Below are 12,587 nucleotides of genomic sequence, written 5' to 3' on the forward strand. Positions count from 1 at the left end.
TCAGCAGGGCGGCCGGCCGCCCTTGCCGCAATCCTCATCAAGGACGGCGGTCGGGACTAAAGGGACGGTGGGGGCCGCCTGCTCCAATTCCTCGATGCGGCGACTGAGCGTGCTGACCTGATCGGTCAGGGCCTGCAGCGCGCGGGCCACCGGGTCCGGCATGTTGTTGCAGGGCGTGCCGTAGGCCAGGAACTGGTCCTTTTCCGTCTTGGCCCTGGCCGTCACGGCGCGGGCGGGTATGCCCACCATGGTGGCGCCCGGCGACACGTCGGCCACGACCACGGCGTTCGCGCCAATGCGGGCACCCGCGCCAATGGTGATGGCGCCTAGGATCTTGGCCCCGGCGCCGATGATGACATTGTCGCCCACGGTGGGATGGCGCTTGCCCTTGCTGAGCGAGGTGCCGCCCAGCGTGACCGCATGATAGAGGTGGACGTTGCGGCCGATCTCCGCCGTCTCGCCGATCACCACGCCCATGCCGTGGTCGATGAAGAAACCGTCGCCGATGGTGGCGCCAGGGTGGATTTCAATGCCGGTGCCCATGCGCGCCAGGTGCGAAATGAACCGGCCCAGGGTGGGCCAGCCATGACGCCAGCAATGGTTGGCCACCCGGTACAGCAACACCGCATGTAGGCCTGGATAGCACAGCAGAACCTCCAGGGTGGAGCGTGCAGCCGGGTCGCGGGCCTTGATTCCCTCGATCTCTTCTTGAAGACGCTTGAACACCGATGCGCTCGCTGTGGTATAAATCGCGCCCGGAATGGTCGTTCTGCCATCAAATGCAGCCTGACCGTCCCGAGAAACGGGGGGTCAGATTGTTCGATGCGTCCGCACATGGCTCCAGGAGGCCCAGCCTTGCGATATAAGATCGCCTGCTTGCCGGGTCAAGCGCAGCCAGCGTCGACGGTCATTATCCCGCCGTTTCCCCCCCATGCGGCCCCCACCGGTACGGCCCCCGGCGACATGAGCCGGGGTCCCCAGACAGCAGCGGAAACGGAGCACGATGCCTGAAGTCATCATCAATGGACCGGCCGGCCGGATCGAGGGACGCTACCTTCACGGCAAGTCGACCAACGCCCCCATCGCCCTGCTGCTGCATCCGCACCCGCAGTACGGCGGGACCATGAACAACAAGGTGGTCTACACCCTGTTCCACGCGTTCGCGCAGCGGGGTTTTTCCTGCCTGCGCTTCAACTTCCGCGGCGTCGGCCGCAGCCAGGGCACCTACGACAGGGGCGAGGGGGAGTTGTCGGACGCCGCGTCGGCGCTGGACTGGCTGCAGACCTACAACCCCAACGCCACGGCGTGCTGGATCGGCGGCTTTTCCTTCGGCGCCTGGATCGGGATGCAGTTGCTGATGCGCCGGCCGGAGATCGACGGCTTCGTCTCGGTGGCCCCGCCGGCCAACATGTTCGACTTCAGCTTCCTGGCGCCTTGCCCTTCCTCCGGCCTCATCGTCCATGGCGACAAGGATGAGTTGGTGCCGGACGCGGCGGTGACCAAGCTGGTCAACAAGCTGTCGAATCAGCGCGACATCAAGATCGACTTCAAGAAAGTCGAGGGCGCCAACCACTTCTTCAACGATCGCTCCGATGTGTTGAACGATGTGGTCGGCACCTACCTGGATGCCAACCTGGGCAAGACGCTTGCGGCCGAGTAAGGCTGACCTCCCCTCTCGCCACGCCCCCGTCCGCCGCGGAAGACGCGCCGTCAAGGCCGTCTTCTGGGCGGCGATCCTGACCCTCTGCGGCGCACCGGCGGCGCGGGCCGTGATTGACGAGGCCAGCCCGGCCACACCGACCCTGGTCATGGTGTTCGCGGAGCAGCCGCCGATACTCAATTGGAACCGGGAGACGCAGCAGCCCTATGGCTCGCTGGTCGACCTGATGACCCGGGTGGCCGCCCGCGCCGGGCTCACCCTGCTCTGGCAGGAACCCTGGGCGCGGCGGCGCCTGCTGACAGACCTGGACGCCGGCCGCCAGCCCCTGTGCGCGCTGAACTGGGCGCTGACCCCAGACCGGGCCACCAGGTTCAAATTCACCGAGCCGCTGGGGCCGGCGCCGGACTGGGTGCTGCTGGTCCGGGCCAACGATAGCCGCATCGGCGCCACTCCCACGCTGGACAGCCTTCTGGCCCGACCGGACCTGGTCTTCGGCTTTTCCGACGGGTCTTGGGCGGACGAACGCTATGTCCGTCCAGAGATGGATAGACGGCGGACGGGGACGGAACCCGTCGCGGACGCCCCCAACCGCGAACGGGTGCGGGCCGGCCTCAGCACACTCGTCGCCATGGTGCACCGGGGGCGGATCGATTACACCCTGGTCGACCGGCGCAGCATGGACCGGATCCTCGCGGAACGTCATATCCCCCCAGCCGACCTGCGGGCCATTCCGGCGCCCGGGAGCGGCCCCAGCCAGCCGGGCCGCGTCATGTGCAGCCGGTCCACCGCGGCCACGGTCATCGATCGCCTGAACCAAGCCATCGCCGAGGAGGCCCGCCTGCCCCTGGCGGAGGACTGAACCGGCCGGCACCCCCTGGACGCGATGATGCCAACTGGTTTTACGGCGTCAGGGGATGTGATAACAGACGTCTTCCCTTTCGACTGACGTTCCAAGCCGGCAGAGTCCCATCCATGACCAGCGCGTCCGCCTACACCCCCAAGTCCGATTTCCTGCGTACCATGACGGAGCGCGGGTTCTTCCACCAGTGCACCGATCTGGAGGCGCTGGACGCCGCCTTCCTGGCCGGGCCGGTGACCGGCTATATCGGCTTCGACGCCACGGCGGACAGCCTGCACGTCGGCAGCCTGGTCCAGATCATGATCCTGCGCTGGATGCAGAAGACGGGCCACCGTCCCATCGCCCTGATGGGCGGCGGCACCACCAAGATCGGCGACCCGTCGGGCAAGGACGAATCCCGCCAATTGCTGACCAACGACAGCATCGCCCAGAACATCGTCGGCATCCGCAAGCCCATGGACCGGCTGCTGGATTTCAATGACGGCCCCAACGGCGCCATCCTGGCGAACAACGCCGACTGGCTGGACGAGCTGGCCTACATCCCGTTCCTGCGCGACGTGGGCCGCCACTTCACCATCAACCGCATGCTGACCTTCGATTCCGTGAAGCTGCGGCTGGACCGGGAACAGCCGCTGACCTTCCTGGAATTCAACTACATGATCCTGCAGGCCTACGACTTCGTGGAGTTGAACCGCCGCTATGGCTGTCAGCTGCAATGCGGCGGGTCTGACCAGTGGGGCAACATCGTCAACGGCGTGGAGCTGGGCCGGCGCGTGTCGCAGGCGGCCCTGTTCGGGCTGACCGCCCCGCTGCTGACCACCGCGTCCGGCGCCAAGATGGGCAAGACCGCCAACGGCGCCGTCTGGCTGAACGCCGAGCGCCTGTCCGACTGGGACTTCTGGCAATACTGGCGCAATACCGAGGACGCGGACGTGGGCCGCTTCCTGCGCCTGTTCACCGAGCTGCCGCTGGAAGAGATCGCCCGCCTGGAGGCGCTGCAGGGGTCGGAGATCAATGAGGCCAAGAAGATCCTGGCCAATGCCGTCACCGCCCTCATGCGGGGCGAGGAGGCGGGGGCCGCCGCCGCCGAGACCGCCCGCCAGACCTTCGAACAGGGCGCCACGGCCGAAGGCCTGCCCAGCATCGACGTCGGCCTGGCCGAGCTGGAGGAAGGCATCCCCGCCTATGCCCTGCTGCTGCGCTCCGGTCTGGCCGGCAGCAATGGCGAGGCCCGGCGCCTGATCAAGGGCGGCGGCGCCAAGGTCAACGACATCCGCATCGCCGACGAGCAAGCCAAGGTCACCACCGCCGACATCACCGACGGGGACATCATCAAGCTGTCGTCCGGCAAGAAGCACCACGCCCTGGTGAAGGTCGCGCGCTGATGACCGCCCAGGGGAACCGCTTGGGCATGACCCTGCGCCTGGTGCTGCTGGGCATGGCCGTCTGCGTCGCCCTGTTCGGCACCCTGGGCGTCGTCGTCGGCTTGCGGATCACGGCCGGCTTGCTGGGCCTGGGTTTCCTGGCGGCGCTGCTGCGGGTGTGGACCAAGGTGCGGCCCGACCGGCGCCTGCGCGCCACCCTGCGGCTGGTGCTGTTCTCCGCGCTCATCCTGGTGCTGATCGAGCGGCTGGCGGTATTGGGCGGCTATGGCGTGCAACTCCATGAGGGCCTGCGCATGGCCTTCGGCCTGGCGCTTTAAGACACCCGCCTGTCCTTAGGACTCACGCCCCACCGGCATTGGTGGGCGCGCCCATCCGAAGGGGGTAAGCGCCGCGCCTTGCGGGCTGGCACGAACGTGCCAGACTAAAGGCTTAAACCACGGGGGCGTGGACGGCGGGCCGGGGCGGCCGCCGGGCGGGGTATCGATACGGGGCGTCATGTCGGGGGACGACATCAGCCAGGCGACGATCGGCGACACGGTCGATGCGCCTGCCAGCCAGGCCGGGAGGGCTCAGGTCACCGAGCCACCGCCTGAAGCGATTCCGATGGGCACGCGTCCCGCCGGCCCCACCGCCCGCGCCGTCTACCGCCTGCGGGCCACCATGGGCCGCCGCGCCGCCCTCGCCTGGACCTTGGCGACACTGTGGCTTGCCGCCTTCTGGATGCGGATCGGCCCTGCCGTGGGCGGCCACGGCCGGGCCGCGTGGCACCAGGCGACCTTGGCCATGACGCTGACCGCCCCCCAAGCCGTCGCCGGGACCCTGCGCCACCTGCGCGACCGCGCCCTGGACCATGCGGCGCGGCGCATGCGGACGATGCCACCGTCCGGCGCCCGCCGGCGCCTCCACCACCTGTGGGCCGCCACCGCCGTGCGTCTGGGCTATGCCCTGGACCATCAGGCCAGCCGCCTGACCTGGCGCCTTGCCCGCGCGCTGCGGGCTTTGGAACGGGAGCACACGACGGCACCCGGCCGCCCCCGGCCGCTTCCCCCGCGCCCGGCACCCCGGGCGGGGTGGATGCGTTGGCTGGGGGGCGCGGCGTGGGCGATGCTGGAATGGCTGGCGCACGCCCTGGACCAGATCGGCGTCTTGATCGGGCGAGGCCTGACGGCGACGTTGCGCACCGGTCGAAGCGGCGCCCGACACCTGCTTCGGCACGGCAGGGCGCTGGGACGGCAGGGGGCCATGATCCTGCGGCGGGGGCACACTCGCGGGACGGCGCTGGCGCACGCCGCCTTGCGGCGCGTGCGGCACGGCCCGACATCGTGGCGGCCCCCGCGCTGGATGGCCGCACAGGCGCTGGTGCCGCGCGCGGCGCGGCTCCGGCTGGCTGGCGGCCTGATCGACGGACGCGGCACCTTGCGTCGGGCGGGGGGGGCCGCGCTGTCCCGCCTGCGCCGATATCCCTGGCGACGGCTGGGTGCCCGGCTGCTGGTGCCGGCGCAATGCGCCGCCTGCATCATCTTCGGCGTCAGTCTCATGCGGCGGGGCGACATGGTGCACATGCTGGCCGGGGGCCTGCTGGTCACGGCCTTCGTGCTGATGGCGGTCGTCTACGCCTGGATGCAGATGCACCCGCCCAAGGCGGGAACCGAGGGGGACCCGGCGCCCAATCCCGCCGCCGCCCAGGTCCCCACCAGCCCTTCTCTTGAGCCCGCCCTCATGGCCACCGCGATGCCGTCGTCCGCGCCGGAAGCCCCCGTCCCGGCAACGGGCGTCCCGGCAGCCGGCGTCCCGACGGGGGGCGTTCCGGCGGTGGACGTTCCTGTGGACACGATCGCCGCGCCGGTGGCCGCCGCCGGGCCAGGCCAGCCCCGGCGCAAGCGCTCGCGACGCAAGGCCACCGCCGACGCGTCACCGCCGACTCTGACCAGCGAGCTGCGGCCCGGCGTGTGACGCGCCACAAGCGACAGGGGTAAATGGCCCCATCCCATCACCCCATAATGGCGTTGCTTTGCCCCCCACATCGCTTACGATGCGCGATAATGCCCTGATAAACAGGCATAAACGGACGCGGGGGATTTTTGACGATGCTGCAGATAGATGGTCTGGCCCACACCTACGCCAACGGGGTGCAGGCGCTGCGTGGGCTGACGCTGGACATTCCCCGGGGCATGTTCGGACTGTTGGGGCCCAATGGCGCCGGCAAGTCCACGCTGATGCGCACCATCGCCACCCTGCAGCAGCCCACCGCCGGCCGCATCACCTTCGACGGCATCGACGTGCTGGCCGAACCGCAGCGCCTGCGCCAGGCGCTGGGCTACCTGCCACAGGAGTTCAGCGTCTATCCCCGCGTCTCGGCGGAGGACATGCTGGACCACCTGGCCGTGCTGAAGGGCCTGGCCGACAAGGCCACCCGCCGGGAGCAGGTGGCGGCCCTGCTGCACCAGACCAACCTGTATGACGTGCGCAAGAAGGCCCTGTCCGGCTTTTCCGGCGGCATGCGCCAGCGTTTCGGCATCGCCCAGGCCCTGCTGGGCGACCCCCGGCTGATCATCGTGGATGAGCCCACCGCCGGCCTGGATCCGGAGGAGCGCAACCGCTTCCACGGCCTGCTGTCGGAGATTGGCGAGAACGTGGTGGTCATCCTGTCCACCCACATCGTCGACGACGTGGCCGATCTGTGCCCGCGCATGGCCATCATCGAGGGGGGGCAGATCGTGGCCCAGGGCGAACCCGCCGCCCTGATCGAGGGCATGCGTGGCCGCATCTGGCGCAAGGTGGTCGCCAAGGCGGAGGTGGAGGCCCACCGCCAAGCCCACCAGGTCATCGCCACCCGCCTGGTGGGCGGCCGCAGCGTCCTGCACGCCCTGGCCGACGCCCACCCCGGCGATGGATTCGAGCCGGTGCCGGGCGACCTGGAGGATGTCTATTTCGCGGCCCTGTACCAGCGGCGTCATCCCGCGGCGCTGGCCGCCTGATCCCCCTCCCCGCCCTTTCGCCAACGGACAGGTCCGCTCCCATGGCCGCGCTGTGTCTTCTTGCCCGTATCGCCTGGTTCGAGCTGCGCTATCAGCTGCGCCAGCCGGCGTTGATCATCAATTTCCTCATCTTCTTCCTCATGACCTTCCTGGCCACCACGGTGGATCAGATCCAGGTGGGCGGCCGCAGCAACGGCGTCCATATGGACAGCCCCTTCGTCGTGCTGCAGATCGCCGCCATCCTCAGCCTGTTCGCCATGACCGTGGGCCTGCGTGGCCTGACCGACCCGGTGTTGCGCGACGCTGACACCGGCATGGCCGGCATGGTGGGGGCGACGCCGGTGCCGCGCCCCCTGCTGTTGACGGGGCGGCTGCTGGGCGCGTTCGTGGCCTGCGCCATCGCCGTGTCGTCCTGCCAGTGGGGCATCGTCCTGGGCCGCCTGGCCTGGTGGGTGGATCCGGAGCATTTCGGCGCTTTCCGGCCCCTGGACTATATGTACGCCCTGGGCCTGTTCAGCCTGCCCAACCTGCTGGTGACCGGCGCCCTGTTCTTCAGCGTGGCCGCCTTCACCCGCCGGCAGATGGCGACCTACATCGTCATGATCGCCCTGATCGCCGTCTACGCCGGCACCAGCAGCGCCCTGGGTGAGCCCGCGTATCGCGCGCTGGCGGGATATATCGATCCCTTCGGCCTGGCGCCGTATGCCAACGTCACCCGGTACTGGACGGTGGTTGAGCGCAACAGCCAACTGCCGGCGCTGACCAGCGCCCTGCTGGTCAACCGCGCCATTTGGATCAGCGTGGGCTTGGCCCTGGTCGGCATCGGCTTGGCCGGCGACCGCTGGGCGACGCGCCGCGGCCCCCTTCCGGCAGCCGCCGCCAAACCGGCCCCGGACATCCCGTCCGCGCCGCCACCCTTGCGGCCGGTGGCCCCCCATCTGGGCCTTCATGCCGCATGGACCATGGCGCGCCGGCGCCTGGGGTTCGAGGTCGGTGCCACGCTGCGCAGCCCCAGCTTCTGGATCCTGCTGACCCTCAGCATCATCAACATGGTGGCAGCGCTGCTGACACAGAACAAATGGTACGGCATCCCGGCATACCCGGTGACGCGACTGATGGTGGAACTGATCCTGGGCACCTTCACCATCGCGCCGCTGGCCATCGCCAGCTACTACACGGGCGAACTGGTATGGCGGGAACGCCAGGCCGGCATGGCCGATATCCTGGGTGCCACGCCAGCCCCGGGCTGGGTCTTCACCGTGTCCAAGTTCCTGACGGTGGCCATGGTGCTGGCCGGCCTGTGGCTGGTGGCCATCCTGCCGGCGGTGGCGGTGCAGATCGCCCGTGGCCCCGTGACCATCGAGCCCGGACTGTACCTGACACCCCTGCTGGGCATGGCTTTCCCCGACATGCTGATCGTGGCGGCGCTGACCCTGTTCGCCCAGGTGCTGTCGCCCAACAAGTTCGTCGGTTACGCCATCATGGTTGTCTACACCGTGCTTCTGCTGGTGGCGCAGCGCCTGGGTCTGGAGGACAACCTGCTGCTCTATGGCGGGGCGCCCGACCTGCGGCTGTCGGACATGAACGGCTACGGCCACTTCCTGACCGCCCATACCTGGTTCAACATCTATTGGGGCGCGGCGGCCCTGCTGCTGCTGCTGCTGACACACCTGCTGTGGCCGCGCAGCCGCGCACTGACCTGGCGCGACCGGGGCCGGGCCCTGGTGACCGGCTGGACCCTTCCCACCGGCGCCCTGGCCGGCCTGCTGGTCCTGGCCTTCATCGGCAGCGGCGTATGGATCCACCACAACACTCACGTCCTGAACACCTTCCGCACCCAAGACGGGGAGGAGGCCAGGCAAGTGGCGCTGGAACAGGCCTACCGCCAATACGAGACACTGCCACAACCGCGAATCACCAAGGTGGCGGTGGATGTGGACCTCTACCCCGACGTCCAGGGCTTCGACGCCCGGGGCCGCTATACCCTGGAGAACCGCACCGGCGCCCCCTTGTCACAAGTGCATATGGCGGTGCCACCCGACATCGTGGTGGAGAAGGCGGCGCTTGAAGGTGGGCGGCTGACCACCGAAGACCACACCCTGAACTACTACATCTTCACCCTGGACCAACCGCTGGCGCCCGGCGACCACCGGCAGCTGGACTTCAGCCTCAGCCAGCGCCATCCCGGCTTCACCAACCGCGCCAGCGCGCCCCTGGTGGTGGATAACGGCAGCTTCATCGGCTATGGCCGCGCGCTGCCCATCATCGGCCTGGACCAGCGCCTGCTGTTGCAGGACAAATTCCGGCGGCGCAAGAACGGCCTGCCCCCGATCGACCGCCTGCCCAAGCTGGAGGACCAGAGCCAGTGGGCGGTGTCGGACCTGGGGCGGGACGCCGACATGGTGGATTTCGAGACCACCATCTCCACCGTGCCGGACCAGACCGCCATCGCCCCCGGCTATCTGGAGAAGGAATGGACGGCCAAGGATGCGGAGGGCTGCGACCGCCGCTACTTCCACTATCGCTCGGACAGCCCCATCGCCCATTTCGAATCCTGGCTGTCCGCCCGCTACGCCGTGGCGCGCGACCATTGGGGCGAGGGCGATCACGCCGTGGACCTGGCTGTCTATTACCACCAGCCCCACGCCTGGAATGTGGCCCGCATGATGGAAGGCATGAAGCGGGCGCTGACCTATGCCAGCGACAGCTTCGGTCCCTATCAGCACCGGCAGTTGCGGGTGCTGGAGTTTCCCGACTACAGCCGCTTCGCCCAGAGTTTCCCCAACACCGTGCCTTATTCAGAGGGCATCGGTTTCGTCTCCGACCTGCGGGACAAGAGCAAGATCGACGCCGTGTTCTACGTGACGGCGCATGAGGTGGCGCACCAGTGGTGGGGCCACCAGTTGGTGGCCGCCAACGTCCAGGGCAACACCCTGCTGGTGGAAAGCCTGGCGCAGTACACCGCCCTGATGGTCATGGAACATGAATATGGCCCCAACCAGATCCGCAAATTCCTGAAGTATGAGCTGGACCGCTATCTGGCCGCGCGTGGCCGCGAGGAGTTGGAGGAACTGCCGCTGGTGCGGGTTGAGGGGCAGGGCTACATCCACTATCAGAAGGGCTCGCTGGCCATGTACGCGCTGAAGGATTATCTGGGCGAGGATGTGGTGAACCGGGCGCTGGCCCGCCTGCTGAAGGAAAGCAAGGCGCGCACCGACCGCTACGCCCTGTCCACCGACCTGGTGGCGGCGTTGAAGGCGGAGGCGCCGGACCAGGCGGACCTGATCAGCGACATGCTGGAAAAGATCGTGCTGTATGATCTGAAGGTCGTGCGTTCCGATGTCGAGGCCCTGCCCGATGGCCGCTTCAAGGTCAACTTAACGGTCAGCGCGTCCAAGTTCGAGGCGGACGGCCAGGGCAAGGAAACGCCCATCCCCTTCATCGCCATGCCCATCGACATCGGCCTGTTCAGGGCGGAACCGGGAACGGCGACCTTCGGCGACCACGATGTCATCCACCTGGCCAAGCACCCGCTTCATTTCGGGGAGCAGACCATAGAACTGGTGGTGGACAAGAAGCCGGACTATGTCGGCATCGATCCTTACAACAAGCTGATCGACCGCAATTCCGATGACAACGTGGCGCGGCTGGGCCAATCGGCGCAGTGACGGTGGACGGATGCCTGGCGGTGGCCGGGGGAATCCGTGCCCCCCGTCACTGCCGGTTCCTTGTGACCAGGTAAAATAGGGGCTGCGGGTCGATTTAGCCCGCTGTGGGGTGGGACCGGAGGACCCGTCCTGCTAGGGTGCCCCGCGCTGGGGCGTTCCGTCCCCCACGAGCAAATCCGGAGGCCACCCCCCGCCCATGATGCATGAGACCCCCCTGATCGCCACCATCGTCGGCGGCCTCGGCTGCGCCTTTGTCCTGGGCGCCATCGCCACGCGGCTGCGCATCTCGCCCCTGGTGGGGTATCTGCTGGCGGGGGTGCTGCTGGGACCGTTCACGCCGGGCTTCGTCGCCGACCAGCATCTGGCGCCGCAGTTGGCGGAGATCGGCGTCATCCTGCTGATGTTCGGCGTGGGCCTGCACTTCTCCCTCAGCGATCTCATGTCGGTGAAGCTGATCGCCATACCGGGCGCGTTGTTGCAGATCGGCGTCGCCACCCTGATGGGCATGGGCCTGGCCCACCTCATGGGCTGGGGCCTGGGGGCCGGCCTGGTGTTCGGTCTGGCCCTATCGGTCGCCAGCACGGTGGTGCTGTTGCGCACCCTGCAGGAACGCCGGCTGATGGAAACCCAGGGCGGCAAGATCGCCATCGGCTGGCTGGTGGTGGAGGATATGGCCATGGTGCTGGCGCTGGTGCTGCTGCCTGCGCTGGGCGACCTGCTGGGGGGCATGGGGTCGCCGTCCCTGTCCCAACTGGGGATGACCCTGGCCATCACCCTGGGCAAGGTGGCGGTGTTCGTCGCCCTCATGCTGGTGGGCGGGCGCCGGGCGATTCCCTGGGTGCTGCATCGCGTCGCCCAGACGGGGTCGCGTGAGCTGTTCCGCCTGGCGGTGCTGGCCCTGGCCCTGGGCGTGGCCTTCGGTGCCGCCGAGCTGTTCGGCGTGTCCTTCGCGCTGGGCGCCTTCTTCGCCGGCATGACCCTGGCCGAATCGCCCCTGGCGCATGAGGCGGCGGAGGAATCGCTGCCCTTGCGCGACGCCTTCGCCGTGCTGTTCTTCGTCTCGGTCGGCATGCTGTTCGACTGGCACATCATCATCCAGCACCCGCTGCCCCTGCTGGGCACGCTGGCCATCATCCTGGTGGGCAAGGTGGGGGCGGCCTACGCCCTGGTGCGGGCCTTCCGCCATAGCGCGGCCACGGCGCTGACCATCGCCGGCGGCCTGGCGCAGATCGGTGAATTCTCCTTCATCCTGGCGGCGTTCGGCGTCGACCTTGGCCTGCTGCCGCCGACGGGGCAGAGCCTGATCCTGGCCGGCGCCATCCTGTCCATCCTGCTGAACCCGGTGGTGTTCATCGGCCTGCAGCGGCTGGCCAACCTGCGCCAGCGCAAGGTCGCGGCGCCGGGAACGGCCGAGGTGGCGGAGGCCCCGGCCAAGGTCAAGGTGTTCACCGCCCCCGAACCCACCGCCCTGACCGAGCATGCCGTCATCATCGGCTATGGCCGTGTCGGCCGGCTGGTGGGGGAGGCCCTGCGCCAGGACGGCACGCCGGTGCTGGTGGTGGAAGAGGACACCGGCATCCTGGAACGGCTGCGCGCCAGCGGGCAGGAGGTCATCGCCGGCAACGCCGCGCAACCCGACGTGCTGGCCGCCGCCAATGTCGAGGGGGCGCGGTGGCTGTTCGTGGCGGTGCCCAACAGCTTCGAGGCCGGCCAGGTGGTGGCCCAGGCGCGCAAGCGCAACCCGCATCTGGACATCATCGCCCGCGCCCACACCGACGCCGCCGTGGACCACCTGCGCCAGCATGGCGCCAGCCTGGTCATCATGGGCGAGCGGGAGATCGCCCAGGCCATGCTGGCCCACACCCACGGCCTGCGCATCCCCGACCCCGCGCCGGCGCCCGCGCGCGGAACGCCACCCGATGGCGCGGTGGCGGAGGCGGTTTAGAGCATCGAGCCTTTAATTGGACGCATATCCTGCGGCCTTGAGGTAGTTCCAGCATTCGTCGGGGTCGTAGAGGTCGCAAATGTTTCCGATGG

9 protein-coding genes are annotated in these 12,587 nt (G+C 68.6%); 8 read left to right on the forward strand and 1 reads right to left on the reverse strand.

Features of this window, described 5'->3' with window-relative positions; genetic code table 11:
• Positions 1-726: a serine O-acetyltransferase gene (gene cysE / locus FHS74_RS11650; protein ID WP_184800519.1), complete on the reverse strand. Its 726-nt coding sequence runs from the start codon at positions 724-726 to the stop codon at positions 1-3.
• A gap of 277 nt (positions 727-1,003) precedes the next feature.
• Between cysE and FHS74_RS11655 the strand changes: the two genes are divergently transcribed.
• From FHS74_RS11655 to ybaL, 8 genes are all read left to right on the forward strand, one after another.
• Positions 1,004-1,660 carry an alpha/beta hydrolase gene (locus FHS74_RS11655; RefSeq protein WP_184800521.1) on the forward strand — a complete coding sequence of 219 codons (657 nt, stop codon included), beginning with the start codon at positions 1,004-1,006 and terminating at the stop codon, positions 1,658-1,660.
• A gap of 109 nt (positions 1,661-1,769) precedes the next feature.
• Complete coding sequence (locus tag FHS74_RS11660) at positions 1,770-2,519, forward strand: transporter substrate-binding domain-containing protein (RefSeq protein ID WP_184800523.1); 750 nt, start codon at positions 1,770-1,772, stop codon at positions 2,517-2,519.
• A 113-nt stretch (positions 2,520-2,632) separates the two neighbouring features.
• Entirely contained in the window at positions 2,633-3,904 is a 1,272-nt protein-coding gene (tyrS, locus tag FHS74_RS11665; RefSeq protein WP_184800525.1) for a tyrosine--tRNA ligase, read from the forward strand.
• Positions 3,904-4,221 carry a hypothetical protein gene (locus FHS74_RS11670; protein ID WP_184800527.1) on the forward strand — a complete coding sequence of 106 codons (318 nt, stop codon included), beginning with the start codon at positions 3,904-3,906 and terminating at the stop codon, positions 4,219-4,221. Before tyrS ends, FHS74_RS11670 begins: the two co-directional genes overlap by 1 nt.
• 286 nt (positions 4,222-4,507) lie before the next feature.
• Positions 4,508-5,857, forward strand: a complete 1,350-nt coding sequence (locus tag FHS74_RS11675; RefSeq protein WP_184800529.1) for a hypothetical protein — start codon at positions 4,508-4,510, stop codon at positions 5,855-5,857.
• Positions 5,858-5,991: 134 nt separating this feature from the next.
• Positions 5,992-6,882: an ABC transporter ATP-binding protein gene (locus FHS74_RS11680; protein ID WP_184800531.1), complete on the forward strand. Its 891-nt coding sequence runs from the start codon at positions 5,992-5,994 to the stop codon at positions 6,880-6,882.
• A 41-nt stretch (positions 6,883-6,923) separates the two neighbouring features.
• Entirely contained in the window at positions 6,924-10,550 is a 3,627-nt protein-coding gene (locus FHS74_RS11685; RefSeq protein WP_246463055.1) for an ABC transporter permease/M1 family aminopeptidase, read from the forward strand.
• A gap of 196 nt (positions 10,551-10,746) precedes the next feature.
• Positions 10,747-12,495 carry a YbaL family putative K(+) efflux transporter gene (ybaL, locus tag FHS74_RS11690; protein WP_184800533.1) on the forward strand — a complete coding sequence of 583 codons (1,749 nt, stop codon included), beginning with the start codon at positions 10,747-10,749 and terminating at the stop codon, positions 12,493-12,495.
• Positions 12,496-12,587: the final 92 nt, after the last annotated feature.

It is taken from the genome of Nitrospirillum iridis, from assembly GCF_014205765.1.
In the GTDB taxonomy this organism is placed as follows: Bacteria; Pseudomonadota; Alphaproteobacteria; order Azospirillales; family Azospirillaceae; genus Nitrospirillum; species Nitrospirillum iridis.